Here is a 25,528-nt window from a genome sequence, read left to right on the forward strand (position 1 = left end):
TCTTGGCCTGAATGTGCACCGGCCAGGAAGCGTCTGCCGGAAAATTACTCCCGCCGGTCATCTGGACAGACGCTGGCAACTGAGCTTGAACGGTCAGTTCCAGCTCTGCCGGGCGGGTGTATGCGTTGCTACGCTGGGTGTGTCACCGGTTCTCAGGAGCTGAGCATGCGGGAACAGCAGGACATCGTTGTCATCGGCGGCGGTCAGGCCGGGCTCGCCATGAGTCGGGTGCTGCAGCGGCAAGGTCGCGAGCATGTCGTCTTGGAGCGTGGGCGCGTCGGCGAGCGCTGGAGGACCGAGCGTTGGGACTCCCTTCGCTTCCAGTTCCCGAACTGGACCGTGCAGCTGCCCGACTACACATATCAGGGGCCCGATCCGGAGGGGTTCGCCCGCTACCGTGAGATCCTGCGGTTCCTGGAGGACTACGCGGGGCACGCGGCAGCTCCCGTGCGTGAGCATACCGAAGTCAGGGGTCTCACCGCGCTGGCCGGGGATGAGGGCTTCGAGCTGTCCCTGGCTGACGCATCCATCCACGCGCGGAACGTGGTCCTTGCGACCGGGCCCTTTCAGCTCCCCCGGATCCCCGACCTGGCGCACCAGGTCCCACGATCGGTCATGCAGCTCGACCCCACGCGTTACCGCAGTCCCGAGACCCTGCCGGAGGCGTACGCCGGCTTCTTGGCGGCGGCACGGGACTTCATCCAAAGATCCGGTGAGGATGAGCCCACCGAGGCAGATCCGGGGGAACCGGAGCCTCTTCCCGGGGTGCAGGAGGTCGAGTCGCTCAATCTCGTGGATGAAGGCATCACCACCATCATCTGGGCGACGGGGTACACCTACGACTACGGCTGGGTCAGGATTCCCGTGTTCGATGCCCGCGGCCGCCCTGCCCAGCAGCACGGCGTCACCGCAGTTCCGGGCCTCTACTTCCTTGCGCTGCATTGGATGCACACCTTCAAGTCAGGCCTGCTCTCAGGAGTCGGCGACGATGCCGAATTCCTGGTCGATCGGATGTCCCGGGGCCGCCAGGAATGAACCGGGCCGTAACGCCGGCTTCTTGGGATGGTGGCCTTACGGATGCACCAGCACCTTCACGGCCGTGTCCTTGTGGTTGATTAGGGTGTCAAAGCCCTGCTCAACCAGGTCCTCCAGCGCGATCCTGCCCGTGATGAACGGCTTGAGGTCCACCTTGCCCTCCTGCACCATCTTGATCACCGCGGGATGGTCGCGGACATAGGCGATGGTGCCGCGGAGGTCGATCTCCTTGAGCACCAGCTTCTGCATGTCCACGGTGGCGGGCGCGCCCCAGATGGAAACGTTGACCACCACCGCACCGGGCCGGACGGCGTCGAGCATGGTGTCCAGCACCGCGTTCACGCCGGCACATTCGAAGGCGACGTCGGCGCCGGTGCCGCCGGTGAGTTCCCGCACCCGGGCCGGGACGTCCTCGTCGCTGGGGTCCAGCACGTGGTCCGCCACCCCGCTGGAGACGGCCTTGTCCTTGCGCGCCTGGGTCAGTTCGCTGATGATCGTGGTCACGCCCATCCCCTTGAGGACGGCCGCGGTCAGCAGCCCGATGGGGCCGGACCCGCCCACCAGGGCGACGTCGCCGGCCTTGGCGCCGCTGCGGGCCACCGCGTGGTGGGCCACGGACAGCGGCTCGATCAGGGCGGCCTCGTCTAGGGGGACGTCACCGATGGCGTGCACCCACCGCTGGTCCACCACGATTTTTTCGCTGAGCCCGCCTCCGCCGCCGGAGAGTCCGATGAAGCCCATCTGCCGGCACAGGTGGTAGCTGCCCGCCTGGCACATGTCGCAGTCGCCGTCCACAAAGTACGGTTCGACGACGACGCCGTCGCCCACCGCCAGCCCCTCCACGCCGTCACCGAGCTCGGACACGGTCCCGGAGAATTCGTGCCCCAGGGTCACCGGTGATTCCTCGCCGGAGAGCGGGTGCGGGTGCCCCGGAGGAGGGCAGAAGATGGGACCTTCCAAGTATTCGTGCAGGTCAGTGCCGCAGATGCCGCACCACGCGACGTCGATCTTCACCGCCCCGGCCCGCAGCTCCGGCTCGGGGATGTCCTCGATCCGGATGTCCTTGCGGGCGTGGAAACGCGCTGCCTTCATGATGACCCTTCCTTTCTGTGAACATACGCCGATCCTTGCAAGACCTGGCGTGCCCGGTTCCAGCCCGCTCATCCTTCCACCCGGGCTGCCTGCTGAGATAGGGGCGTCGGGCCCTGCACCCGAAAGGGCCGCTCCACGCGCGTCCGTCATCGACCATCTGGCCGGTCTGGGGGCGGTACGATCTGTTGCACTAGCAGCGCCGCTGCTATGAAGCTCATTTTTGGGGGAATGACTGATGGTGGACCTGCAGCGCATCTATTGGAGCCGGCAGGCTTTGCGGCTCGCTTACTCCGCTGTGATGGTGTGGTTAGCCATCGCGGTTGTCCTGGCGCTGATCCCGAAGGGGAAGGGCGGCGCAGGGACCGGCGCCTCAACCGTCAGCGGGGTCCTTAGTGGCCTTGTTCACAGCGTTCTGGCCGCGGTTACCCTCCCGGGGTTGCTGATCGTTGGTTTGCTCATTGTTGCGACCGTCATCCGCGCCCGTGATGTCCGACGCAGGGACCCGGTCCGGCGTTTCGGTCGCCAACAGCGCGTGGAGGGCATGGCGCGAGCTGGGGGCCAGTGCGAGATGGAGGCCGGACTCGGGCGTCGGTGCCCCCGACCAGCCGAGCATGGTGACCATTTCTTCCCTTGGTCCAAGGGCGGATCCACCAGCCTGGACAACTTTGTCGCCGCCTGCGCCAGATGCAACCGGGTAAAAGGCGCGAGGATTCCCTCGCCCGGTCAGCAAGCAAGGATAGAACGACGACGGCGGGAGTCCGTTGCGCCTGCCGGTTCCGTGAGCGTCGGCGCACGGCAGCCACTCCCCTAAGTATTCCGCCTACAACGGCGTTTACGGCCGTCCCGGTTCCGGCGCTGGACCGAAGAGCCTTCGCACGAGCAGGCATGGGCCGGGCCCGTGGGTTGTCCCCCGCGCCCGGCCCATGCGGCCCATCAGCGACCAGCGGTCATCGGGCCGACCAACGGCCGGTCAGTCGTCCTCGTGGTTTGTCGAGCCGGCGGGGATGCCCGGCACGTTGTTCGGGCCATAGATCTTGGCGTCGCCCGGGTAGGGGGCGGACCAGTCGTGGGTCTGGTACCAGGTCCAGCGGTTGAACAGGTGCGGGTTCGCGTAGTCTTCCTTCGCGCCGTTGCCGGTCAGGTGCTGCTGCTCGGACCAGTCGTCCCACTGTGCCGCCGTTGCCTGCATCGAGGCCGGGGCAGCCGCGGCCTTGGCTGCGGCCGCGTTCACCGCGGCGGCGGAGGCTCCGCTTTGGCCAAGCGTGTCGAGGCCACAGGACGGGGCGGTCTTGACGCCCTCGGTGAGGGGGACCTGGTTCGGGACGGCGTTGAACGGTGTCAGATCGGCCTTGTTGGTGAAGGCGTCGAACATCGGGGTGGCCGCGGCGACTTTCTGGTTCAGCGGCTGGGCGCCGAGGATCTGCTGGATGGTCCGGACCATGTTGATCTGCGAGTAGAAGGTGCTCACGGTCTTGCCATGCGCCGCGTAGGGGCTGATGACCTGGACCGGGGCGCGGTGGCCGTCGACGTGGTCGGTGCCGTTCTGGCTGTCGTCCTCGGCGATGAAGATCGCCGAGTCCTTCCAGTACGGGGAGTGGGAGATTTCGTCGACGATTTTGCCCACGGCGAGGTCGTTGTCGGCGACCTGTGCCCTGGGGTCGGCCGTGCCGCCGGTGTGGTCGCTCGAGAGCCACGTCATCTGGAAGTTCTTCGGCCCGTTCTTCTCGAAGTCCTGCTTCCAGGTCGCGTAGCGGTAGATGTCCGGCACCGAGGTGTCGAACGGTGCCGCGTTCGGGTCCGTGATCGCATTGAGCGAGGGAATGGCCGAGCTCGCGTGCATCTGCAGTGCCGGGGTGAAGAGCTGGGCCGGGTCGCCGCCGCCCATGGTGCTCGTGGCCGCGCAGTAGTAGTTCTGCCAGGTCGCGCCGGCCGGCTTGCCCTCGTCGGAGTCGAACTCGCCGTAGTTCCTGGCGGTCTTCCCCGCGTCCTGGATCGCGGTCCAGAGGAACCCGGAGCGTTGGTGGCCCAGGACGTCGTTCTCGGTGTCGTACGAGCGCTTGTACTCACCGGCGCTCGTCTCGGTGTAGGCCGGGTCGTCGCCCTGCATCATCCAGTTGTGGCCTTCGGCGGAGTTGGTGCCGATGTCGTAGGTGTTGTCGTACAGGCCGAACTGGCTGGCGAGCGCGTGCTGGTTCGGGGTGATCTTCGCGCCGAACTGGGCCAACGATGCGTCGCCGTTGCCTTGCTTCATGTCGCCGTAGACCTGGTCGTAGGTGCGGTTTTCCTTCACAATCAGGAACACGTGCTTGATCGCCGACGGGTCGCCGATCCGCTTCGGAACGGCGACGGCCGGGCCGTGCTCGGCCTGGCCCTCGGTTGCCTGCTTGACGGAGTCGCGGTCCCAGCCGTTCTGCTGGAATACGGTGTCGGTGTACTGCCGGATCTGATCATCGCCGGGCAGGGTGAACCTGGTGAGTGAGGCCGTGGTGGAGTGCGTGCCGTGGCCGGTCGCAGCCGTGGTGCCCGGGCCCTCATTGATCGTCTGCTCGGGGCCAAGAGCGTCGATGCCACGGATATTGGTGACCACAATTTGGTCCTTCACCGCGGTGACGTTGCCAGGGTAGTAGTCGGTCGGGAGCAGGCCAATGTAGCTCGCAGGGTCCTTCGGGTCCTGCTTGTTGACCTTGTAGACCGCGACCGCGTTCGCGCGGCCCAGCGAGACCAGCAGGCGGTCGCCCTGCATGGTGATGCCTGTCGGCTCATAGCCCACCCGGGATGAGGCCCATGGCTGGGTGCCGATGGTCTGAAGGACCTTGTTGGTGTCCGTGTCCACCACTGAGACGCTGTCGCTGTTGGTGTTCGCCACGTACAGCGTGGCGCCCTGAAGGTACATCGCGGTCGGGTGCAGCTGAACGTCAATGGAAGAAACCGCCGCCGTCGCGTTGGCCGTGTCGATGATGCTCAGCGTGCCGGTCGTGGAGGTGCCCAGCTTGGGGTCCGCGGGAACCTGCGTGCCGTAGGACTCCATGGTCGGTTCCCCGGGGCGGGCCTGGCGGCCTCCCTCGTTGGAGACGTACAGCCTGGTGCCGACGAACTTCAGCTGCCGCGGGGCGATACCGGTGCTGAACGTCTGCTTGATCGTGCCGGCGGCCGGGTCGATCGCGACGACGGTGTTCTGGCCGTTCACGGCGGCGTACAGGGTTGAGCCGTCAGGGGAAAACGCCATGCCCGCAGTCAGGGCCTGCTTGCTGCCCGCGTTCGGAATGCTGATCGTCGTGCCGGCCCCCAGCGAGCCGTCCGGGTTGAAGGGGTAACGGACGATGCCGGTCGCGACAGGCTCATACAGGAACTTGCCGTCGGGCGAAAAGACCGGGCCTTCCTGACCCACGGAACCATCCGTGATGTGCTGGTACGCCATGTTCGCGTAACCGGCGCTGCCCGCCGCCGTGGCAAACGAACTGCTCGCGAGGGTGCCTGCCGCGGCGACCGGCTTGTACGTTGCCAGGTCGAAGACCTGCAGGTCGACCGAGCGGTCAGCGCTGGTCGCGACGAGGTAGCGGCCGTCCGGGCTGACAGTCGAGCCCATGATCTTACCGAAGGGTGTCATCAGGCGATCGCCGATGGGCTTGATCACTTGGTTGGAGGAAATCTGCTCCCCCTTGTCGCTCTGGGAGCCGACCTGCTGTTGGCCGAATGGGATCGTTGAGGCGGCCGCCATGCCAGCGCCGCCCAAAACAGCCAGAGTGCAGCTCGCCGCAACAATTGCCAGCGGCTTATGGCCACGTACAAATGAGGGCAACTTTCCTAAAGGGGAGGGGCTTCCTTTCTGCTCGGTTGCGGATCTACGGACGATTTTCGTGGGTTTTTTCACACAGCGAACCTATGGGCCCGGGCTTAAATCCGAGTGACGCGTTTGGTTAATTTAGGCAACCATTTGGCGTGGAATGGACGCCCGTGTTTGCCGGGGGTTTAAGTACTTCGCTATGCCGCTCCTCTCGAACTAGGACCAACATGGTCAGAGCTCGACCGCCCTAAGGGACCGCCGCCAAAGACCGCCGTGCGCCCTTCACCTCGTGTTCACGAAGCCACCCCCGGGGGTTAATAACCGGTCAGTAACAAATTGGAGGGCTCTTTACAGCAGCCACTCCCTTCACAGACGAAAGACTGGATCCCCCATGCCTCATCTCCAGGCAAAACGCAGATTCAACCGCAAAGGCGCCGCGGTCGCCGGCGCAGCCGTCCTCGCTGCCTCGGCACTGACGTCGGGCCTGTTCGGTCTCGCCACGGACACCGCGACAGCCGCCGAAAGCCGCTCGGGCACAGCCACACCGATCAAGCATGTAGTGGTGCTCTTTCAGGAGAACGTCTCCTTCGACCACTACTTCGCCACGTACCCCAAGGCTGCCAACACCCCCGGGGAAACCCAGCAGGGCTCCGGCACCCCGGCGGCAGCCTTTAGGGCATCTGCGGACACTCCGAAGGACATCAACACACTGGCCAGCGCAGGACTTTTGGCTCCCAACAACCCCAATTCGGCCCAGCCTTCCAGGCTCTCCCCCATGCAGGCTGTCACCTGCGACCAGGACCACGGCTACAAGGCCGAGCAAAACGCTTACAACGGCGGCCTGATGGACAAGTTCGTGCAGTTCACCAGCCGCGACGCGTGCGGGACCAACCAGTACGGCCGACCAGGCCTGACCATGGACTACTACGACGGCAACACAGTCACTGGCATCTGGAACTACGCCCAGAACTATGCCATGAGCGACAACCATTTCAGCACCGTCTTCGGCCCCTCTACGCCGGGTGCGCTGAACCTGATCTCCGGCCAAACCCACGGCGTCAAGGAGTTCACGGCAGCCGGAGCGCCGGTTGCCACACCCGCTGCCGGAAGCAGCGCGGTCCGCCAGCCGGACGCGAACGGTGCCGGCACGGTCATCAACGACCCTGACCCGGTGTACGACGACTGCTCCAACAACAGCCATGCCAAGGCCAACAACCTGGCCGGCATGACGGGCAAAAACATCGGTGACCTGCTCAACGCCCAGGGCACCTCCTGGGGCTGGTTCCAGGGCGGCTTCGCACCCACCACCGCGGCCACCGGCGCCGCCCCGGCCTCGTGCCTGGCCAGCCACACCAACGCCGCCGGCGCCTCCGTGGTTGACTACTCCCCGCACCACCAGCCGTTCCAGTACTACGCCTCCACGGCCAACCCGCACCACCTTCCCCCGGTAAACGACGCGGAAATCGGGCACAACGGCCAGGCCAACCACCAGTACGACCTCACCGACTTCAGCAAGGTCGTCGACAGCGACAACATGCCGGCCGTGTCCTTCCTGAAGGCTTCGGAGTTTCAGGACGGCCACGCCGCCTATTCGGATCCCGTCGACGAACAGAACTTCATCACCAAGACCGTGAACCAGATCCAGCAGTCCAAGAACTGGGATAACACCGCCGTCGTCATTGCCTATGACGACTCGGATGGCTGGTACGACCACGTGGCCGCCCAGCCCAAGAATTCATCCAACAATGCCGATGACGCCGCATGGTGCCAGAACGCGGCCGCGAACGGCGTCCCGATGGCCGGCGGCTACGCTGACCGCTGCGGACCCGGCCCCCGCCAGCCACTGGTGGTCATCTCGCCCTACGCGAAGAAGAACTTCGTCGACCACACGGAAACCGACCAAGCTTCCATCCTCCGCTTCATCGAGGACAACTGGCACACCGGCCAGATCGGTGACTCCTCGGCGGACGCCACCGCCGGCAACATGGCCTCGATGTTCAACTTCCACCACGAACGCAACGACAAGGTCCTGCTCAACGAGCAGACCGGTGCCGTCGCCTCCGTAACCCACAACGGTCACGGCAACGCGAGAGACTAGGTACCCCTTGCTGCTGCTCTATTCGGGGCGGCTGTAAGGAATATGGACAACGGAAGCGCCGCCCGGCATACCCGCCCGGCGGCGCTTCTTTTGTCAGGCCCGCATCGATGAGTTCCGTCGCCGGTATCGACCCTGCGGGTGGGTCAGTACCGCGGGGAACAGCCGGACACTGTCGGCCCAACGGGCGGTGAACAGTTGCGCAAAGCAAACTGAACGGCGGCGTGGGGGTGCCAGCTCCGGCCCCGCGGCGCCATAGCGTCCTAACCATGATCAACCCCAATCATCGTCACCGCCGGGCGGTTATCACCGCACTGGCCGTGTCTCTCCCCTTCGCCTTCCTTGCCCCTGCAGGTGCCTCCACTGCGGCGCCGACGGCCCCGGCCCAGCAGACTGGCGCACCATCACAGCCCGGCCCTCTCGACCTCGGCGCAGCAGATCAGCCCGAGACGCGCACCGTCACCGCCCTGGCCCCGGGCCTGACCCGGACCGCCATCACCCGCGGAACGCCCAACCAGGACTTCTTCTGGACGGCCGAGGTCGCCGTGCCCTCCACCTCCCCGGATCCGGACGCGCCGGCGTCAGCGCTGTCCACCCAAGCCCAGGCGGAGAAAGTGGCCGACAAGCTCAACGCCGCAGGCGTCGTTGCCCGCGTCGAACATGTCCAGTCACCACGGCTGGCCGACGCCGGAGGGGATCTCGGCTACCGCGTGCGTGCCGGACACTTCACGGCCAAAGCCGACGGCGCCGCCACAGTCGCTCAGATTCAGGCGGCCGGCTACAAATCCTCTGTGATCTACACCGGCTGGGACGGCGACGAAGGCTCCAGCGAGAACGACCACGGACCCTGGAAGCTCGAGGTCCTCACGATCGACCCCAAAGAATTCCGCGGCGACCTTACCTCCTCCTTCGGCCCCAACCTCGAGGACCGGGAAACCACCAGCCAGCTCGCCGCCGCCTCGGGCGCCCTGGCTGCGACCAACGGGGGCTACTTCGTCATGGACCCCGCCGCCGGAGCCCCAGGCGATCCCGCAGGCGCGGCAGTTCACGACGGAAAGGTCCTCAGCGAACCCGTCGGGCACCGGCCCTCCCTCGTCATCGGCGCCAAGAACAACACGTCCATCCAGCGCCTGCACTGGCACGGCACAGTGACTGCCCCCGGGAACACCGCGGCACTCGCCCTGGACGGCTTGAACCGCGTGCCGGGCCTTATCCGAAACTGCGGCGGCACCGACGACACTCCAACGAACCTGCCGCTGCACGACTTCACCTGCACCGACGCAAACGAGATCGTCGCCTTCACTCCCGAGTTTGGGGCTTCGACTCCGTCCGGGCCGGGGCTGGAAGCCGTGCTCGACGCCCGCGGCACGGTCACCGCCGTCAACAACATTAGGGGCACCGCCGTCCCGGCCGGCGGCCACACCCTGCAGGCCACCGGAACCGACGTCGGCAAGCTCGCCGCACTGGCCAAGCCCGGCTCCAAGCTGAAGGTCGACACGGACCTCCTCACCGGCGACGGAAAACTCTTCAAGACAAGCGCCACCACCGACGTCGTCAACGGCGGCCCCACACTCGTTCAACACGGCAAGCTCAACGTGACCGCCAAGCGGGACGGAATGGCCCGCACCGACGACAGCAACTCCTTCTTCTACGGGTGGGTCCACAAGCGCAATCCCCGCACAATTGCAGGCGTGGACGCCCAGGGCCGCACCCTGATCGTCACCGCCGATGGTAGGCAGACCACGTCGCTCGGCCTCAGCATCAAGGAAGCAGCCGACGTCGCCCGTTCCCTCGGCATGGTCAATGCCATCAACCTCGACGGCGGCGGATCAACCACCATGGTCCAGAACGGGCGTGTTGTGAATTCCCCCTCGGACGCTGCTGGCGAACGCCCCATCGGAGACGCGCTCCTCCTGCTTCCGGGACGCAAGGAATAGCAGCCTAACCGGCGGCCAGATCATCCGGGAAAGTCAATCCGGACCGGGCGGCGGTTCCGCTACGCCGGCGCCGTTGGAAATGGACGACGACGGCGGCACCACCCTGCTCGCGGCGCTCAGCATCGAAACTATCGGACGTAAGAGGCGAACTTCTCGATCGCCGCTGCCGTGACCGGTGTGAACAGGTTAACGAGGTTGCCGTCGGGGTCGCGGAACAGCAACGACCGGTTGCCCCACGGCATCGTCGTTGGTTCATTCACGAATGTGGTGGTCCATCCTTGCAGCTTCTGATATTCGAGATCGACATCGTCCACGAGGAATTCAAGGATGGCTGTGCGGTTGTCCGCCGGACGCGCGGATCCTGGCCCGAAGAGACCGACGGTGGCAGTACTCCCAATCGCGAGCGTTCCGGAGGGAGTACTGACCTCGGCGAAGTGCTCGTTCAGGTGCACTGCCATGCCGCCGGTGACCTGCTCGTAGAAGCTGGCCAGCGCGCTGACGTCGTCGGTAATGATGCGGATAGATACGAGGTTCATTGGAGGTCGCTTTCTTGCTGGGACGATCCCGGCCATTCCAATGGTGAAGGACGGCGGCGACAACCCCCTGTCGGAGTTTGGCAGCGGAGGCAGGTGATTCACAGCACAGTCAGCTGCCGGACGTCACCGTAAGGGATGGCCAGATCCTCCGCTCGGAGCACCCTCGGCGCAGGAGTTTCCGCCGTCACGACACTGGAGGTGATGCGGTCCGTCCTGAAGACTCGGATTCCGTCACGTAGCCGGCACCACCCGACCAGATACCAATTGGTCGGTTTCCCGACATAGCCGAGGGGCTCGAGCTCGCGCGATGTCATCGCGCCATCCCTGTCTTGGTAGCTGATCCGAAGCACCCGCCCGGCGGAGAGCGCATCGGCGATCACGGACGGTATCGGTGGAAGATCAGCGGGAGGTCCGAGCAAATGCACACGTGCCGCGAGCTCCCGCGCAGCGGCGGCGTCGCTGGCCTGCATCGCAGCGACCAACTTCCGCAGTGCGGTATGAGCAGCCTGCTGGAACGGGGTGCCCGCCATGGACTCCAGTGCTACGGCCATGGCAACGGCTTCCGTCGCGGTGAAATTGACCGGTGGCAGTGTTCTCAGCGGATCTAGACAGTAGCCGCCTCTCCGGCCAGGTTCCGCCCAGATCGGCGTTCCCGTCTGCTGGAGAGCGCTGACGTCGCGCTCGACGGTCCGCACACTCACCTCAAACCGGTCAGCCAGCCATCGGCCGCTACGTGGGCGAGGGGCGATAGCACGTAACTCCTCCACGAGTGCGTACAAGCGATCCGTGCGGTTCATGGAACGAGCCTAAGCCACCCCGACGCCGTGCACCGAGGGGGTGCGTCTCGTTGGCCTGTTGCGGAACCGGGTGCGGGCGTCCAAACTGACCTCATGCCTGCCGAGTCCTCCTCCGCACAGGTTCACGAAGAGCTGCAGTTGAGCCGTGCCGATGCGTATGCCCGCGGCCGCCAGCTGCGCCGGACCACGCCGCGTAGTGCACTGGCCGAGCGGAGCACGGCGCAGCGTGACGCCGTCGCTCATATCCGCGAACAGAACGAAGACCGCAACCAGGAGCTGGTGCCCCTGCGCATGGAGCGCATGCTCGAGAACCCCTTCGCGTTCTACCGAGGGACGGCCGGGCTGATGGCCATGGACCTCGCCCGCGACCCGCACTCGGGGATCGTGGTCGCGGCATGCGGTGACGCGCACATCAGCAACTTCGGCTTCTATGCCTCCCCGGAACGCAAACTCGTCTTCGACCTCAATGACTTCGACGAGGCCGGCGCAGCCCCGTGGGACTGGGACCTCAAACGGCTCGTCACGAGCGTGGTGGTTGGCGGAATGCACGCCGAGTACACGGAACGCGAGGTGCGCAAGGCAGCGCAAAGCACCGTAAGGGCGTACCGCAGCGCGCTGACCACGATGCTGGAACGAAACCCGTACGAGCGCTACTACATGCATAGCAACATCAAATTCGCCCGCAGCCTCCTGAGCACGGACGCCCAGAAGGTGCTGCACCACGCGATCAGGGCGGCCAGGAAGCGCACCAACCAGCGGGCCGTGCGTCGCACCACGCACATAGACCACCACGGTCGCCTGCGTTTCGTTGAACGGCCTCCGGCAATGACGGCTGCGCCCGCGCAGAACACCGACGTGGTACCGCGCCTGTTCGCCGAATACCGCCGCACGGTCAGTCTCGACGTCCGTACCGTTCTGGCCCAGTACACCCCCACCGATCTGGCCCGCCGTGTGGTCGGCGTCGGGAGCGTCGGGACCCGTTGCTTCCTGCAGTTGCTGCAGTCCCCCGATGGGGATGCGCTGCTGCTCCAGGTGAAGGAGGCCGGGCAGTCAGTGTTGCAGCGTTACGGCGGCATCCCGCAGCCGAGCAGCAGCGCGCAGGATGTTGCAGAGCATGGTCAGGGTACACGCGTGGTCCAGCTCCAACGGGTGCTGCAGGCAGTGTCGGACCCGTTCCTAGGCCATCTGCAATACGACGATCGTGACTACTACGTGCGCCAGTTCCATGACATGAAAGGATCGATCGACCTGACGGGACTCGACTTTGTCCCGTTCTTCGACTACGTCCGCACGTGCGCACTCCTGCTCGCACGCGCCCACGCGCAAAGCCCCGCGGCAGGCCAGATCCTCGGTTACCTGGGCAAATCGGAGGCCGCCACCGAAGCGGTTGTCGACTGGTCGTTCAGCTACGCCCGGCAATCGCTGCTCGACTATGAGGCCCTTCGCGCTGCGCCTTGACCGTCAGGCACGGACACTGACCGCTATCAATTCTTCCCGACCCGACGGCGCTGCTGATGTTTCTGCCTCTGCTGCTGTTCATCGGCGAGGGAACCATGAATCGACGGAGAAAACGAAGTCCTCAGCGGCCATCAGGCAACTTTGATCTAAGTTCTGCTGCCCGGGAAGCGAGCCTCTGACGCTGGTCCCGGGTGAGTCTTCTAGCCTGCATGTCGAGGACTGCCCGGCTGCCCAGCTCATCCACATCCAACAGCTGACCCACCCGACGTCTGGCTTCGTCCTCGTCCTCTGAATCCTCAATCATCTGGAAGACCTCGTCACGCCGATCCATCGCCCGTAGCAGGGCATCGAGGATCATCAATTCGTCCCTTATCCGCCGCTCATCCTCATCCATGCGGCGATTCTTCCACGACAGAAGTCGTGGGGCATTGCGTCCAGTTCAGGATCCTTCACCGGACAGCCCAGTTGAGACGAGGACCGAAGGCTATGGCATCCAGATCATTGCCGTTACGATGGCGCTTTCAGGGACAGGATGCTGCTGATCACTTGCGGACAACAGAGGTTACCGCGCCGCGCTGGTCAACCAGCTGGAGACGGACTGACGGAAGGCTGGCGCCATGCGGAAACTGATCTACGGCATGAACCTGACCCTGGACGGCTACATCGCCGCGCCCGGCGATGACATCGGCTGGGGCGGCCCGAGCGACGAACTCTTCCAGTGGTGGCTCGAGCAGGAGCAGGCTAGCAGCCTGACGCTGTACGGCCGCAAGCTCTGGGAGACTATGAGCTCCTACTGGCCAACCGGTGACCAGCAGCCCAACGCCACACCGGCCGAGATCGAATTCGCGCGGAACTGGCGGGACACCCCTAAGGTCGTGTTCTCCTCGACGATCGACAAGGTCGACTGGAACACCCGCCTCGTCTGCGGCGACGCGATCGCCGAGATCACCCGGCTCAAGGCCGAGGACGGTGGCCCGATGAGCGTCGGAGGCGCAACGCTCGCCGCGGCGGCCATGCGGGCCGGGCTGATCGACGAGTACATGCTGGCCACCTTTCCGGTCCTGGTGGGCGGCGGCACGCCGTTCTTCACTGCGCTGGACAGCTGGGTGAACCTGAACCTGGTGGAGACGCGGACGTTTCCCGGCGGAGTGGTCATGACGAGATACGAGACGAGGCGCTGAGCGCGATTCCTCCGAACGGGTTACCGCAGCTCGCTCGTCAGTGCATGCTGGTTGTTGTTCCTGTGATCAATTCGCCGATGAGCAGTCCGAAGGCCTCGGGCTGGTCGAGCATCATCAGGTGGCCGGCCCCGGGCAGGATCACCGACCCACGGGCAGCCGTTCTGGCCCAGACGGGTACATCCCAGTTGGAAACGCTTCGCTCCCCAGCGACGAGATACACCTCGTGCCGGTCGAAGGCTCGTTTGAGCATCGCTTGGTAGTGAGGCGTACCAGTTGCCTTGACCACGGCGATCGCCGATTCCCAAACCGTGCGCCACGGCTGGTAGGCCAACGCCTCCTCCGCCTTGCGCAGGCGGTCTGGCGTTGGCAGGATCCCGTCGCCTTCGAGGAATCCGGCCGGATCCGCCAATCGGGCCTCGATTGAGAGTCTCGCATCGCCGTCGTCAAGGGCAGCAATCGAGGATGACCAGAATGCATCCGCCAAGCTGAAGTTGCCCTCGACCGTTGTGATAGTCGCAATCAGCTCAGGCGACTCGTCGGCCAAGGTGAACGCGTAGACGGCACCGATCGAGTGTCCGACGAGATTGACACGAAAGCCCGGGTAACGCTGCATGATGTGGCTCCGCAATGCTTTCACCTGCCCGGCGAGGGTGACCGGATGACCGGCGCTGTCCCCGTAGCCGTCCAAATCGGGGGCCGAGCACGGGGCCCCGGCGAGCTGGCGGAATATCGCGTCGTCTTCCAGAGGTCCGAAGAGCCCGTGCACGAAAACAAACGGAGAAGCAACACTCATGCACCGATCATGTCATTTGGAGGGGTGGACGCCGGCAATAGAGGTCCAGGGCTGGATTCTCTCCGACCTCAACCGTGCCCGATAGCCGGTGCCCCACCGCGGCACCCTCGGGCCGCTCCCCCGTCGCATGTCTCCCCCGCATGGTGTCGGCGAGGCGCAGACGCGCGTAAACCTATGGAAGTCGGGCCTGTCCCGTCGCCGCAAACAGCAAATGTGCGGCTACAGTAGCCGCTAGGCCTATGCAAGTGCTGCCAGCGTCTGCGAGCTGATATAGACCACAAACTGGGGATAGGTGGAACGCGTGTTGTCAGAGATGATTCGTAACTATGTCGGGCTGACGCCTCGTCTTTTCGGCCAAAGAACGGCTGAGCAACCCGTACTGGCTGCTTCGTGGTCCAGCACACCGTTTTCGATCGGTGTCCTCGTTTTGGGTTGTGCCCTTCTAATACCGGCCTTGGTATACGCGTTTGTGCTGCCCCGCGAGGCCGGCCGTGAGCGACGACGCAAAAAGGCGATAATGTCCCTGCCCCTCATCGCAGCACTTCTCGTGATCGCAGCCATCAGAGTTTCAGCAGGTCTCCCCTAACAGAGTCAGCCCGGGACCATCTCTGCCCCTCGTCAGACGGACGGACTCCGCGAGCACGAGGAAGTTCCGTCGGCCCAAGCAGCAGGCACAAACGGACGCACGCCGAGAGCTGCCTTGAGCCATGACGCCATACAGGCCTTGCCTGCCGCCCGCCGCATCTTCTAAAATTAGCTAATCTACTTTTAGAAGGTGAATCATGGAACCGGCACAGACGGATCGCCCCCTCACGCAGCGGGGCGGCGGTTGAGATGGACTGGCAAGGCTGGGCGCTGTTCGGGCTGCTCGCCACCACGGCCCTGACCGCGGTGATGATCGCCTGCCAGATGGCCGGCTGGACCCGGCTCGACCTGCCGCTGGTCCTGGGCAGCCTCGTCACGCCGGATCCGGACAAGGCGCGGATCGCCGGGGTCTTCATCCACCTCGCGGCCGGACAGGCCTTCGCCCTCGGCTACGCGGCGGCTTTCGCGCTGCTGGGCCGGGCCACGTGGTGGATCGGCGCGCTGCTGGGGCTCCTGCACGTCGCCGTCGCGCTGACCGTCATCCTGCCGCTGCTGCCCGGCATGCACCCCAGAATGGCGAGCACCCGGGCCGGCCCGGCCAGCCGCGCGGCCCTGGAACCGCCCGGCCTGCTGGGCCTGAACTACGGGTTCCAGACGCCGGCGGTCGCCGTGGCGGCCCACCTGGTCTACGGGTCCCTGCTCGGACTGCTCCTCACCGCCAACTGACCCAGCGAGAGAAGGCGAACGCACCATGGAAGCCGGAAAGGCCCGCTCCCCCGCCCTGGCGGACTACGGGCTGCTGGGCGACACGCGCACGGCCGCCCTGGTCTCGGCCGACGGCGGCATCGACTGGCTCTGCGCGCCCGCCTTCGACGGCGACCCCGTCTTCGGCGCCCTGCTCGGCGGTCCCGAAGCGGGCACCTTCCGCGCCGGCCCCGCCCTGCCCGCCAGGCAGCTCGTCCGCCGGTACCGGCCGCACACCGCGACGCTCGAGACGGTCTGGGCCACCGACGGCGGCACACTGACCCTCACCGAGGCGATGGTGGCGGAGGTGTCCGGCCGGCTGCTGCCCACCACTCTGCTCATCCGGCGGCTGGAGGCCGACGGCGCAGCGGCGGCCGCCGCCGTCGTTTTTGACCCGCGACTCGGCGAGCGCCATCTTCGCCCGCGCATCCGGCAGGGACAGCACCTGGTCTGCGAGTGGGGCGCCCTGGCCATGTCGCTCGGCTGCAGCGGCGGGTTGCGGGTGGAGCCGGGTACGACGGCGGCTGTCGCCGTGGTGCCCGGACGTCCGGTGGTGATGGTGCTCGCCCTGGCGTACGCGGAGCCGCTGGTCTGGGTCGACCCCGAGGCCGCGTGGGACCTGGTGGAAGAAGACGAGGCCCGGTGGCGGGAGTGGACGTCGGGCATCAGCCAGGACGTCCCGTTCCGCGAACCCGTGCTGCGGAGCCTGCTGACGCTGAAGCTTCTGACCTACTCCCCGTCGGGTGCGCCGGTGGCGGCCCCCACGACGTCCCTGCCGGAGGACCCGGGCGGCATCCGCAACTGGGATTACCGGTATGCCTGGCCGCGGGACGCCAGCATCGGGATCGCCGCGTTCCTCGGGCTGGGCAAGGACGGCGAGGCGCTGAACTTCCTGAACTGGCTCCTGCACGCCAGCAGGCTGCAGCGGCCCCGGTTGCCGGCCCTGCTCACCCTGACCGGTGGACATGTCCCCCGCGAGCGCACGCTGGAGCACTGGCCGGGCTATGCGGGGAGCGCCCCGGTGCGGACGGGCAACGGCGCCGCCCACCAGCACCAGCTCGACGGCTACGGCTGGGTCCTCGACGCCGCGTGGAACCTCGTCCGGCAGGGGCACCGGCTCAACTCGGAGACGTGGCGGGCGATGCGCGGCTTCACGGACCTCGTGGCGCGGCGCTGGCCGGAACCGGACGCCGGGATCTGGGAGATCCGCGGCGATCCCGCGCATCATGTGCACTCCAAAATCATGGGCTGGCTCGCGCTGGACCGGGCACTGCGCATCGCCGAGACCCACCGCATCAGCGCCAAGCGCCGGCGCCGGTGGGAAACGGCACGAGCCGCGATCACCGCAGACATCACCACCCGGGGATTCGACACGGCCCGGAACACCTACACCCGTTCCTATGGATCCGCCGACCTGGACTCGGCCCTGCTGATCCTGCCCGTGACCGGCTTCGAACCGGACCCTGCGCGGCTCAGGGGCACGGTGGATGCCGTCCGGGCGGAGCTGTCGGCCGGCTACCCCTTCCTCTACCGCTACCCGCCCGGCCAGGACGGGCTCCCCGGGGATGAGGGGGCCTTCCTGCCCTGCTCGTTCTGGCTCGCCCAGGCCCTCGCCCTCACGGGAAGGACAGACGAGGCCACTGAACTGTTCGGGGCGCTGCTCGGGTTCGCCGGGCCGCTGGGCCTGTTCAGCGAGGAAGCCGATCTCGTCACCGGGGCCCTCCTCGGCAACTACCCCCAGGCACTGACCCACGCCGCGCTGGTCCAGGCAGCGCTGGCCCTCCGGGACGTCGCCTCCGCGGAGCCGCCGGCTGAGCCGGCCAAGACGGAGCCCGCCGGCGGCGCGCACGGCGCAGGCTGAGCCACACGCCGTCGTACTTGCCACGGCCAGGCGGCGCGAGAGACCAGCGGCACCGGAACTAGTTCTCCTGGCTCGGCTCTGAGGCGAACAGCTTCTTCGCGACGGCCATCGCGGACATCGCCTTGGGCCAGCCGGCGTAGAAGGCGAGGTGCGTGATCGCCTCGATGAGCTCCTCTTCGGTGGCGCCGTTCTTCTTGGCGAAGTCGAAGTGGAAGTTCAGCTGTTCGGTGTTGCCGCCGGCGAGCAGCGCCGCAACGGTGATGAGGCTGCGGTCGCGTTTGGAGAGCTCGGGCCGCTCCCACACCTCGTCGAAGAGGACGCGGTCCGTGTAGTGGACCAGGCCGGGCGCGAAGTTTCCAAAGGCTCGCTGGCCGCCGGTCCAGCCGGTTGTCTCGTCGGTCATGCTGTTGTCCTTTCAGAAGGGGTCCACGCGCACGGTTGCGGCGCGGACCCGGTCGGTGATCATCGTGGGCAGATGGGGGCTTCCGGCGTATTTGGCGCGGTAGGCGGCGTCGATCCGGGCGTTCAACGACGCCTCGTGGGCGGGAACGAACGAGACGTCCTTCGCGATGCCGCCGGCGGTGATGCGGCCGGCGCGCTGCGACATGGCGGAGCCGTACCAGCGCGGTGAGGTGCCGTTGTAGGCGCGGACGTACACGGCGCCGTCGACGACGACGGACCAGATCCAGGTCGGCGTCCCGTAAGTGGCTCCGTCCGCGCGGAAGGGCGAGATGTGGAAGTCGTCGGTGGAGCCGATGCTCGTCAGCTCAGCAGGGGTCCAATCGGTCATGACACCAGTCAACACGCACCTTATCCGCGCCCGGGAGACCCTGCTTATGGGTGGGTTGGCCGAACAGGGTACTGACAGAGACTCCCTCGGGACCCTGACGTGCACGTAGCGTGGTCGGTATGGACAACCGCCACGAGATCCGTGAGTTCCTCGCCACCCGGCGGGCGAAGCTCACACCGGATCAGGCGGGGCTGCCCACGTTCGGCGGCAGGCGGCGGGTCCCCGGGCTGCGTCGCGAGGAGGTCGCGCTGCTGGCCGGCGTCTCAGTGGAGTACTACACCAAGCTCGAGCGCGGCTCGCTCGGCGGGGTTTCCGAGAGCGTGCTCGAGTCGCTCGCCAGGGCGCTCCAGCTGGACGAGGCCGAACGCGAGCACCTGCACAACCTGGCGCGTGCGGCGTCACCTTCGGCGCGGCCGCGGCGCAAGCCCAGCGAGGCTGTCAGCCCCAGCGTGCAGCGGCTGCTGGACTCCATGGTGGGCGTGCCGGCGTTCGTCCGCAACGGCCGGCTGGACGTCCTGGCGATCAACGGCCTCGGGCGGGCCCTGTACTCGGCGGCGTACGCCCAGGGCACCGCCAACGTTAACTTGGCCCGGTTCGCTTTCCTCAACCACCGCTCGCACGTCCTGTACCCGGACTGGGAGAAGGCGGCCAGCACCGCCGTCGCGATTCTCCACACCGAGGCAGGCCGTGACCCGTTCAACAAGTCCCTCACCGAGCTGATCGGGGAGCTGTCCACCCGGTCGGAGGACTTCCGCACCCGCTGGGCGCAGCGCGACGTGCGCCTCCACAGCGGAGGCTACAAGGACTTCCGGCACCCCGCCGTCGGGGACCTGCACCTGGCGTTCGACGCCCTCGAGCTCCCGAACGCGCCCGGGCTCACCCTGACCGCCTACAGCGCCGACCCCGGCACCCCGTCCGGAGACGGGCTCCGGCTGCTCGCCAGCTGGGCGGCGACCGATACGACCACCAAGAACGCCAAGAACGCCAAGAACGCCAAGAACGCCAAGAACAAGGAGAACGCATGAACATCGAACCCACCCAGCCCACCGGCAAGAACCCGCCCGAGCAGTTCGTCGGGGACGTGTGGCTGGACCCCATCGCGCTGCCGCACGAAAGCGACCAGCGGATGGTCGTCGCCACCGTCCGGTTCGCCCCCGGCGCCCGCACCGCCTGGCACTCCCACGCCCGCGGACAGTACCTCCGCGTCACCCAGGGCGTCGCCCGGTTCGGCGGCCGCGACGGCAAGATCATCGAGGTCCACCCCGGCCAGACCCTGTACACCCCGCCGGGCGAAGAGCACTGGCACGCCGCCGCGCCCGGCTGCTTCATGGAGCACATCGCCATGCTGGAGAACGGTGACGACCCCGCCAAGACCACCATCTGGGGTGAGCACATCACCGACGACGAATACAACGGCACCGAATACATCGGCACGGTGTCCTGATCCACGCGTCCTGACCCCGGCCCTGACCCCGCCGTCGGGATCCCCTAAAACCCATCGACGCACCCACCCCGCACCCAGCCCAACGAACGGAGACTCACCCATGCACACACGTACCCTCGGACAAGGCCTGACCGTATCCGCCGTCGGCCTGGGCTGTATGGGCATGTCGCAAAGCTACGGGCCCAACCCCGGCAGCCGCGAGGAAATGATCGCCGTGATCCGCTCCGCCTACGACCTCGGGGTGACCTTCTTCGACACGGCCGAGGTGTACGGGCCGTACGTGAACGAGGGGCTGGTGGGTGAGGCCCTGGAGCCGATCCGGGACCAGGTGCAGGTCGCCACCAAGTTCGGCTGGCGCATCGAGGGCGGCAAGAGCGTGGGCCTGGACAGCCGGCCCGAGCAGATCCGCCGCGTCGCCGACGCCTCGCTGAAGCGCCTGCGCACCGACGTCATCGACCTGTTCTACCAGCACCGCGTCGATCCCGACGTTCCCATCGAGGACGTCGCCGGCACGGTCGGGGAGCTGATCGCGGACGGCAAGGTCCGGCACTTCGGGCTGTCGGAGGCCTCGGCCGGGACCATCCGCCGGGCGCACGCGGTGCATCCGGTGACGGCGGTGCAGAGCGAGTACTCGCTGTGGACCCGCGACCCCGAGGCGGAGGTGCTGCCGACGCTCGCCGAGCTGGGCATCGGGTTCGTGCCGTTCAGCCCGCTCGGCAAGGGCTTCCTCACCGGCACCGTCAGCACGGCCACCACCTTCGCCGACGGCGACGTCCGCGCCACCATCCCCCGCTTCACCGAGGAGAACCGGTCCGCCAACGCCGCGCTCGTCGAGCATGTCGCCGGCCTCGCCCACAGCAAGGGCACCACGCCGGCGCAGATCGCGCTGGCGTGGCTGCTCGCGCAGCAGCCGTGGATCGTGCCCATCCCGGGCACCCGCAGCACCGCCCGGATCGGGGAGAACGCCGGCTCGACGGCGGTGGCCCTGTCGGCGGACGACGTCGCCGATCTCGACGCGCTCGCTCAGCGGATCGGCGTGAAGGGCGCCCGGTACAACGACCTCCACCTGGGATACGTCAACCGCTGACGCCCGGGCCCGTCCCGATCCGTCCCAATCCAGAAAGCCCATGACCCAAACACACCCCCGCCGCGCCCGTGCCGCCGCCCCCGTCCAGGGGCGCGGCTTCGTCGCGGCCACCGTCTCGTTCGTCACCGTGTTCGCCGCCGGCGCCGCGGCGATTCCCCTCTACGACACGTACCGGAGCGCCGACGGCCTGACCAACGATCAGTTCTCGCTGGTCGCCGTCGCCTACTTCGTCTGCGCCGTGTTCGCCCTGCTCGTCCTGGGCCGGCTCTCCAACCACCAGGGGCGCCGCCCCGTCTCGATCGCCGCGCTCCTGATCGCCGCCGCCGGTTGCCTCACCCTGCTGTGGGTCCACAGCTTCCTCCCGCTCCTGGTCGGCCGGTCCCTCCAGGGGCTGGCCGCAGGCCTCGCCTCCAGCGCCATCGGCGCCTACATCGTCGACACCGCACCCCGCCGCCCGCGGTGGCTGGTCCCGGCCGTCACCACAGCGGCCGCCACCGTCGGCCTCGCCCTCGGGGTTTTCCTCTCCGGACTGCTCGTCGAGTTCGCGCCGGCCCCGCGCGTCCTCACCTTCTGCGTGTTCGCCGTGCTCCTGCTCGGCTGCGCGGCCGCGCTCGCCACCCGCCCCGAGACCGTCCCCGGCACCGCCGGCGCCTGGTCCTCCCTGATCCCGCGGCTGGCCGTCCCGACGGCGGCGCGCCCCTACCTGCCCTTGGCCTCCGGCATCTTTGTCGCCACCTGGGCGTTCGGCGGCTACTTCACCTCGTTCGGCCCCTCCATCGCCGCCGAGAACCTCGGCTCGCACAGCCCCCTCGTCGCGGCCGCCGTGTTCGCCTCCTACATGGCACCGAGTTTCCTCGGCGGGTTCCTCGCCGGACGCTTCACCCCCGCGGCCGCGCAGCGCACCGGGATGACTCTGGTCGCCGCTGCGGGCATCGGCCTCACGGTCGCCAGCGCCGCCGGCATCCTCGGCCTGTTCATCGGCGCGGGCGTCCTCGGCGGCATCGGGATGGGCCTCGCCACCTCCGGGAGCATGAACACGCTCCTGCCCGCGGCGCTCCCCCGGGAGCGCGCCGGCCTGCTCGCCGTGATCTACGCGATCTCGTACACCGGGTCGGCGGTCCCCAGCCTCATCGCCGGACAGGCCAGCCGGGTCCTCAGCCTCCCCGCCATCACGGCCGGCTACGCCGTCCTCGCCTGCCTGGTCTGGCTCGCGGTACTCGTCGCGGCCAGGAACCCGGGTGGGCCCGGCAGGGTTTGAGGCTGCCGGTTGAGGGGGCAGCCGTCCGCCGCGGATGACATCCTTCTCGCCGCCGCTATTCGCTAGCCGACGGAAGTTTTGGTGGCCTACGACGACGAACTGGTCACCACGGTGGGCGAGACCGGGCTGCGCACTCGAAACCTCGGCGCTGGTCACGATCCTACGGGGCCGTCTTCAGGCCCTATAGCTGACCGTTACTACGCGGCCATGCATACATTCGTCTCCGACCTTCGCTGATTCCGGATCTTAGTGCGTCAAACTAGGGCATGAGTGAATTCATTGCACCGGAAAACACGCGCCGCCTAGTGAAGGTCATCGGGAGAACTGACCCCGGCGAGGTACTGGGACAAGTCGCTACGTTCGGCGGCAGGACTATCAATATCACGCCACTTGCTATTCGTTTTCCGTTGGATGGACTGTGCGCCTACTACGACGAGGACAGCGTGAAACCCTGGACGGAGGATCCTCAGTAGGCCAATGCATCTAGGGTTACGTCCCCTCCTATATGATGCCCAAGTTGGTATCGGAGGGAATTGGGGAACGTTTGGCCGCGCACGGGTTTAAATTGTTGGAGATCGAACTGCGTGAGGGGCAGCGTCAGCCGTTGATGGACTTCGGCAAGACTCGCTATCTCGATCTTGTTCATGAGGACGTAACGGCCGCGATCGAGCGCCGTAGTCAGGAGATACAGGCCGCCGAGGAGGCGCTTAGAGCTGCGGAGAAAGCTCGTCAGGCGGCGCTGGAGAGCGGATCCGCCTCCGAAGCCGAACCACCAGCGGAGGAGTTTATTGAGGCAGAACCGGGGGGCACCCTAGTTCAAGACGCCTCCAGCGGAGTCGTTTCAATTGCCTCATCGGAGGACGTTGTGAGCGATAGCGAGGACGAGCCGACCCTGCGGCAATCAACACGACGACCGTCAGTCATACGCTTCGAAGAGTCTATTCGTCTGAACTCCGCAGCACTTCTCCGCGTGCAGTATGGCGTTATTGGGGACCATGAAAAGGGCGTTGACCCAGAAGGCAGGCTGAAAGACGCGGACCTCAAGAAGCTGGCGACGACACGCTCTTACAGAATCCTGATCATTGCGCCTGAGACCGGAACGAAGGGCTTCCTCGCGGTCGAGGTAATTTCGCGCTCGCACGCTGCAAAGCAGTTTCCGAGACGACTCTTTCAGGCGGCGGTCGGCCACCGCTACAAGATCAAGCCTCTGGGGCCGATCGCGGACTCTGGCGCAGTGAAAAAACTGGTCGAGGACGGAAGCGTCAAAGAGGTCCAGCTGTTCAAGAAGTTCATACCTAGCGACTCACAAACCCCCCTCGCAGAAGACGTGGTGCTGACCTTCAAGATAGGCCACAAAAAGTCACAGGTCCGGCGTATTCTCCAAAGGGTAAGCAGCTGGTTACCGAAAGATGCGGAGGACGCGACGCGTGACGCGGACATAGACCCCAGCGCAGAGGCCCACTCGCTGGCGTCCATACTCTGGTCCGAACTGGAAGGAGCTAGTTTCGATGATGTGAAGGTCAAAGTCATTAACGCCAAGCAAAAACGCACTCTTCAGCCTCTTGACTTCAAGGAAGGGTTTATTTATGACCTGGGCGAGGGGCCTGTCTCAGATGACGAATTTTGCACGAGGGTGAACGACGCCGCACGGTTGCTCTTCAGCAACTATCAGATGGACATGGAAGCAGATTGGTACTTACACCAACCAATAGAGTGAGCGTAGGTTTAACTATGAGCCTGGCACGGGTCAACGTATTCGCATTGCTATCTGATCAATTCAGATTCCTACGTCACGCTGGGAATGGCAAGCCCGCACGAGTCGTGCGAATGCTTGTTCTCCTCACCGGCCCGGTTACCGCGGGTGTGTCCTACCATCTTGGGTGGCGCATGCAAAGCGTGGGCGAGCTCGCATCCGGACTGGGACTAATGGCAGGTGTTTTCATCTCAGCGTTCGCCATCGTGTTTTCACTTCGACTTACGTTGGCCAATAGACCAACTAGCAACATGAAACTATTAGCTTCAAAACTCATGGATGAAGGCGCACTGACACTACTGGCCGCTGGACTATTGGCGGGTATCGATGCCATGTGGCTGAGCGGAGTTGCGGCAACAACCGCCAAAGAGGATCAGGTTAGCGTCATTGCTACCGCAGTCACTGTCGGGCTCAGTTCACTCGTTGCCCTGTACTTCCTGTTATCGGTTCGACGTCTCCACGTCCTGTATACAGATACGTTTCCCCCCTACTGGAGAGCTAGGGACGCTGTGGAAAACGGGGCTCAGTCAAAAAGTTCTGCGAAATCGAAGGCATAAGGCGCCTGCCGAACGCTTACTGGGTCAGAGGTTGTTGATGGTCGGGTGATGTATGTGGTTTCCGATGCCGGCCTGGATTCCCTGGTGTTGTTGTAGTGCTGGCGTCAAGGCGTTGGAGTGAGACGACTTTAGTTGCTGCTGTTGAAAACTCGCCGGTAGGCCCAACCGGGCTGCAAAGTCCGGTTGAAGCTTCGGCGTTGGCTCAGGGTGTAGTAGGGCTTGATGAATTGTTGAATGGCTCCGACGTCGGCGACGGCGTCGCCGAACTCTAACGAGTTGCGGTTGCCGGGGCGGCGGACGGCGCGTCCGCGATGGGCAGCCGTTCATCGTGAACGGGGCAGCGAGGGCAAGGTCAGAGTCACACTACTTGGGGCAGTCCCAGCTAGTTGTTTAGACCTGAGAGGTTGGTGACGAGACCGGCGGGTGTTTGACCGTTGAGTGCGGCGTGGGCTCGGTGGCGATTGTACGCCGAGCATCACTAACGTCCATGGTCAATACAGCTAGTCAGCCAAAATCGCGTTGTCCAGAACCTTGCTACGGAGTCTCCACCCAGCGCTGGTCCCGGTCAATGCACCAACGAATGGAAGCAAGCTGCGCTTCACGGCTAGGTTGTCTGGACTCGATCCTACATATCCCGGGCACGTTGCTAGATGTGCTCACTGGTCGAGGCCGATGTGCCACCAGCCGAGACGTGAAGAAGTCCGCTGTCATTCCTCACAGAAACGGACGATCTTGACCATG

General features: G+C 65.9%; 24 protein-coding genes and 1 pseudogene. 15 read left to right on the forward strand and 10 right to left on the reverse strand.

Going from position 1 to position 25,528, the window contains the following annotated elements; all coding sequences use genetic code 11:
- Positions 1-165 precede the first annotated feature (165 nt).
- Positions 166-1,035 (forward strand): NAD(P)-binding domain-containing protein, encoded by an 870-nt coding sequence (locus ACFVVK_RS12330; protein WP_390266911.1) that lies wholly within the window; start codon positions 166-168, stop codon positions 1,033-1,035.
- Between the two features lie 36 nt (positions 1,036-1,071).
- Here ACFVVK_RS12330 and ACFVVK_RS12335 read toward each other — a convergent pair whose 3' ends face one another.
- A complete protein-coding gene (locus ACFVVK_RS12335) occupies positions 1,072-2,127 on the reverse strand; it encodes a 2,3-butanediol dehydrogenase (protein WP_390266914.1) in 1,056 nt (351 codons plus the stop codon).
- A gap of 370 nt (positions 2,128-2,497) precedes the next feature.
- Complete coding sequence (locus ACFVVK_RS12340) at positions 2,498-2,749, reverse strand: hypothetical protein (RefSeq protein ID WP_390267254.1); 252 nt, start codon at positions 2,747-2,749, stop codon at positions 2,498-2,500.
- On the opposite strand from ACFVVK_RS12340, the gene ACFVVK_RS12345 reads away from it, so the two are divergent.
- Entirely contained in the window at positions 2,696-2,938 is a 243-nt protein-coding gene (locus ACFVVK_RS12345) for an HNH endonuclease (RefSeq protein WP_390267242.1), read from the forward strand. The two genes, ACFVVK_RS12340 and ACFVVK_RS12345, sit on opposite strands and share 54 nt — an antisense overlap.
- Before the next feature lie 159 nt (positions 2,939-3,097).
- On the opposite strand, the gene ACFVVK_RS12350 is transcribed toward ACFVVK_RS12345, so the two are convergent.
- Positions 3,098-5,845: an alkaline phosphatase family protein gene (locus ACFVVK_RS12350; RefSeq protein ID WP_390266917.1), complete on the reverse strand. Its 2,748-nt coding sequence runs from the start codon at positions 5,843-5,845 to the stop codon at positions 3,098-3,100.
- A gap of 457 nt (positions 5,846-6,302) precedes the next feature.
- Here ACFVVK_RS12350 and ACFVVK_RS12355 point away from each other — a divergent pair, with 457 nt between their 5' ends.
- Positions 6,303-8,009, forward strand: a complete 1,707-nt coding sequence (locus ACFVVK_RS12355; protein WP_390266920.1) for a phospholipase C — start codon at positions 6,303-6,305, stop codon at positions 8,007-8,009.
- A gap of 266 nt (positions 8,010-8,275) precedes the next feature.
- The gene (locus ACFVVK_RS12360; protein ID WP_390266923.1) at positions 8,276-9,943 is read left to right on the forward strand and encodes a phosphodiester glycosidase family protein; all 1,668 of its coding nucleotides are present in this window, start codon (positions 8,276-8,278) and stop codon (positions 9,941-9,943) included.
- A 128-nt stretch (positions 9,944-10,071) separates the two neighbouring features.
- Here ACFVVK_RS12360 and ACFVVK_RS12365 read toward each other — a convergent pair whose 3' ends face one another.
- The 3 genes and pseudogenes from ACFVVK_RS12365 to ACFVVK_RS12375 all read right to left on the reverse strand — a co-directional run.
- Positions 10,072-10,479, reverse strand: coding sequence for a VOC family protein (locus ACFVVK_RS12365; RefSeq protein WP_390266925.1), 408 nt, complete (start codon positions 10,477-10,479; stop codon positions 10,072-10,074).
- 98 nt (positions 10,480-10,577) lie between these two features.
- Complete coding sequence (locus ACFVVK_RS12370) at positions 10,578-11,030, reverse strand: helix-turn-helix transcriptional regulator (RefSeq protein ID WP_390267245.1); 453 nt, start codon at positions 11,028-11,030, stop codon at positions 10,578-10,580.
- A gap of 72 nt (positions 11,031-11,102) precedes the next feature.
- Positions 11,103-11,276, reverse strand: a pseudogene (locus tag ACFVVK_RS12375) (helix-turn-helix transcriptional regulator); the annotation flags it as partial.
- A 93-nt stretch (positions 11,277-11,369) separates the two neighbouring features.
- Here ACFVVK_RS12375 and ACFVVK_RS12380 point away from each other — a divergent pair.
- The gene (locus tag ACFVVK_RS12380; RefSeq protein WP_390266928.1) at positions 11,370-12,734 is read left to right on the forward strand and encodes a DUF2252 domain-containing protein; all 1,365 of its coding nucleotides are present in this window, start codon (positions 11,370-11,372) and stop codon (positions 12,732-12,734) included.
- A gap of 121 nt (positions 12,735-12,855) precedes the next feature.
- Here the strand turns inward: ACFVVK_RS12380 and ACFVVK_RS12385 are convergent, their stop codons facing one another.
- Positions 12,856-13,128 carry a DNA gyrase subunit A gene (locus ACFVVK_RS12385; RefSeq protein WP_390266930.1) on the reverse strand — a complete coding sequence of 91 codons (273 nt, stop codon included), beginning with the start codon at positions 13,126-13,128 and terminating at the stop codon, positions 12,856-12,858.
- A 223-nt stretch (positions 13,129-13,351) separates the two neighbouring features.
- Here ACFVVK_RS12385 and ACFVVK_RS12390 point away from each other — a divergent pair, with 223 nt between their 5' ends.
- Positions 13,352-13,915, forward strand: a complete 564-nt coding sequence (locus ACFVVK_RS12390; RefSeq protein ID WP_390266933.1) for a dihydrofolate reductase family protein — start codon at positions 13,352-13,354, stop codon at positions 13,913-13,915.
- 37 nt (positions 13,916-13,952) lie between these two features.
- Here the strand turns inward: ACFVVK_RS12390 and ACFVVK_RS12395 are convergent, their stop codons facing one another.
- Positions 13,953-14,708, reverse strand: a complete 756-nt coding sequence (locus ACFVVK_RS12395) for an alpha/beta fold hydrolase (RefSeq protein WP_390266936.1) — start codon at positions 14,706-14,708, stop codon at positions 13,953-13,955.
- Between the two features lie 834 nt (positions 14,709-15,542).
- Here ACFVVK_RS12395 and ACFVVK_RS12400 point away from each other — a divergent pair.
- On the forward strand, positions 15,543-16,019 hold the full coding sequence (locus ACFVVK_RS12400) for a hypothetical protein (protein WP_390266939.1): 477 nt from the start codon (positions 15,543-15,545) through the stop codon (positions 16,017-16,019).
- Between the two features lie 25 nt (positions 16,020-16,044).
- Positions 16,045-17,898: a glycoside hydrolase family 15 protein gene (locus ACFVVK_RS12405; RefSeq protein ID WP_390266941.1), complete on the forward strand. Its 1,854-nt coding sequence runs from the start codon at positions 16,045-16,047 to the stop codon at positions 17,896-17,898.
- Positions 17,899-17,956: 58 nt separating this feature from the next.
- Here the strand turns inward: ACFVVK_RS12405 and ACFVVK_RS12410 are convergent, their stop codons facing one another.
- Together ACFVVK_RS12410 and ACFVVK_RS12415 are read right to left on the reverse strand one after the other, a co-directional pair.
- On the reverse strand, positions 17,957-18,301 hold the full coding sequence (locus ACFVVK_RS12410) for a carboxymuconolactone decarboxylase family protein (RefSeq protein ID WP_390266944.1): 345 nt from the start codon (positions 18,299-18,301) through the stop codon (positions 17,957-17,959).
- Between the two features lie 12 nt (positions 18,302-18,313).
- Positions 18,314-18,688 (reverse strand): DUF2255 family protein, encoded by a 375-nt coding sequence (locus ACFVVK_RS12415; protein WP_390266946.1) that lies wholly within the window; start codon positions 18,686-18,688, stop codon positions 18,314-18,316.
- A gap of 119 nt (positions 18,689-18,807) precedes the next feature.
- Between ACFVVK_RS12415 and ACFVVK_RS12420 the strand changes: the two genes are divergently transcribed.
- From ACFVVK_RS12420 to ACFVVK_RS12450, 7 genes are all read left to right on the forward strand, one after another.
- Complete coding sequence (locus tag ACFVVK_RS12420; RefSeq protein ID WP_390266949.1) at positions 18,808-19,713, forward strand: helix-turn-helix transcriptional regulator; 906 nt, start codon at positions 18,808-18,810, stop codon at positions 19,711-19,713.
- Positions 19,710-20,132 (forward strand): cupin domain-containing protein, encoded by a 423-nt coding sequence (locus tag ACFVVK_RS12425; RefSeq protein WP_390266952.1) that lies wholly within the window; start codon positions 19,710-19,712, stop codon positions 20,130-20,132. The genes ACFVVK_RS12420 and ACFVVK_RS12425 overlap by 4 nt, the downstream gene beginning before the upstream one ends.
- Before the next feature lie 100 nt (positions 20,133-20,232).
- Positions 20,233-21,219: an aldo/keto reductase gene (locus ACFVVK_RS12430; RefSeq protein ID WP_390266955.1), complete on the forward strand. Its 987-nt coding sequence runs from the start codon at positions 20,233-20,235 to the stop codon at positions 21,217-21,219.
- A gap of 40 nt (positions 21,220-21,259) precedes the next feature.
- Positions 21,260-22,477: an MFS transporter gene (locus ACFVVK_RS12435; protein ID WP_390266958.1), complete on the forward strand. Its 1,218-nt coding sequence runs from the start codon at positions 21,260-21,262 to the stop codon at positions 22,475-22,477.
- A 266-nt stretch (positions 22,478-22,743) separates the two neighbouring features.
- On the forward strand, positions 22,744-22,950 hold the full coding sequence (locus tag ACFVVK_RS12440) for a hypothetical protein (RefSeq protein ID WP_390266961.1): 207 nt from the start codon (positions 22,744-22,746) through the stop codon (positions 22,948-22,950).
- A 95-nt stretch (positions 22,951-23,045) separates the two neighbouring features.
- Positions 23,046-24,194, forward strand: a complete 1,149-nt coding sequence (locus ACFVVK_RS12445; RefSeq protein ID WP_390266964.1) for a hypothetical protein — start codon at positions 23,046-23,048, stop codon at positions 24,192-24,194.
- A 110-nt stretch (positions 24,195-24,304) separates the two neighbouring features.
- Entirely contained in the window at positions 24,305-24,787 is a 483-nt protein-coding gene (locus ACFVVK_RS12450) for a hypothetical protein (protein ID WP_390266967.1), read from the forward strand.
- Positions 24,788-25,528: the final 741 nt, after the last annotated feature.

It is taken from the genome of Arthrobacter sp. NPDC058192, from assembly GCF_042883665.1.
GTDB lineage: Bacteria > Actinomycetota > Actinomycetes > Actinomycetales > Micrococcaceae > Arthrobacter.

Coding starts and splice junctions, on each gene's coding strand:
- ACFVVK_RS12330 (WP_390266911.1), top strand. CDS start 166: ATGCGGGAACAGCAGGACATCGTTGTCATCGGCGGCGGTCAGGCCGGG.
- ACFVVK_RS12335 (WP_390266914.1), bottom strand. CDS start 2,127: ATGAAGGCAGCGCGTTTCCACGCCCGCAAGGACATCCGGATCGAGGAC.
- ACFVVK_RS12345 (WP_390267242.1), top strand. CDS start 2,696: ATGGAGGCCGGACTCGGGCGTCGGTGCCCCCGACCAGCCGAGCATGGT.
- ACFVVK_RS12340 (WP_390267254.1), bottom strand. CDS start 2,749: ATGGTCACCATGCTCGGCTGGTCGGGGGCACCGACGCCCGAGTCCGGC.
- ACFVVK_RS12350 (WP_390266917.1), bottom strand. CDS start 5,845: ATGGCGGCCGCCTCAACGATCCCATTCGGCCAACAGCAGGTCGGCTCC.
- ACFVVK_RS12355 (WP_390266920.1), top strand. CDS start 6,303: ATGCCTCATCTCCAGGCAAAACGCAGATTCAACCGCAAAGGCGCCGCG.
- ACFVVK_RS12360 (WP_390266923.1), top strand. CDS start 8,276: ATGATCAACCCCAATCATCGTCACCGCCGGGCGGTTATCACCGCACTG.
- ACFVVK_RS12365 (WP_390266925.1), bottom strand. CDS start 10,479: ATGAACCTCGTATCTATCCGCATCATTACCGACGACGTCAGCGCGCTG.
- ACFVVK_RS12370 (WP_390267245.1), bottom strand. CDS start 11,030: ATGGCCGTAGCACTGGAGTCCATGGCGGGCACCCCGTTCCAGCAGGCT.
- ACFVVK_RS12380 (WP_390266928.1), top strand. CDS start 11,370: ATGCCTGCCGAGTCCTCCTCCGCACAGGTTCACGAAGAGCTGCAGTTG.
- ACFVVK_RS12385 (WP_390266930.1), bottom strand. CDS start 13,128: ATGGATGAGGATGAGCGGCGGATAAGGGACGAATTGATGATCCTCGAT.
- ACFVVK_RS12390 (WP_390266933.1), top strand. CDS start 13,352: ATGCGGAAACTGATCTACGGCATGAACCTGACCCTGGACGGCTACATC.
- ACFVVK_RS12395 (WP_390266936.1), bottom strand. CDS start 14,708: ATGAGTGTTGCTTCTCCGTTTGTTTTCGTGCACGGGCTCTTCGGACCT.
- ACFVVK_RS12400 (WP_390266939.1), top strand. CDS start 15,543: ATGGACTGGCAAGGCTGGGCGCTGTTCGGGCTGCTCGCCACCACGGCC.
- ACFVVK_RS12405 (WP_390266941.1), top strand. CDS start 16,045: ATGGAAGCCGGAAAGGCCCGCTCCCCCGCCCTGGCGGACTACGGGCTG.
- ACFVVK_RS12410 (WP_390266944.1), bottom strand. CDS start 18,301: ATGACCGACGAGACAACCGGCTGGACCGGCGGCCAGCGAGCCTTTGGA.
- ACFVVK_RS12415 (WP_390266946.1), bottom strand. CDS start 18,688: ATGACCGATTGGACCCCTGCTGAGCTGACGAGCATCGGCTCCACCGAC.
- ACFVVK_RS12420 (WP_390266949.1), top strand. CDS start 18,808: ATGGACAACCGCCACGAGATCCGTGAGTTCCTCGCCACCCGGCGGGCG.
- ACFVVK_RS12425 (WP_390266952.1), top strand. CDS start 19,710: ATGAACATCGAACCCACCCAGCCCACCGGCAAGAACCCGCCCGAGCAG.
- ACFVVK_RS12430 (WP_390266955.1), top strand. CDS start 20,233: ATGCACACACGTACCCTCGGACAAGGCCTGACCGTATCCGCCGTCGGC.
- ACFVVK_RS12435 (WP_390266958.1), top strand. CDS start 21,260: ATGACCCAAACACACCCCCGCCGCGCCCGTGCCGCCGCCCCCGTCCAG.
- ACFVVK_RS12440 (WP_390266961.1), top strand. CDS start 22,744: ATGAGTGAATTCATTGCACCGGAAAACACGCGCCGCCTAGTGAAGGTC.
- ACFVVK_RS12450 (WP_390266967.1), top strand. CDS start 24,305: ATGCTTGTTCTCCTCACCGGCCCGGTTACCGCGGGTGTGTCCTACCAT.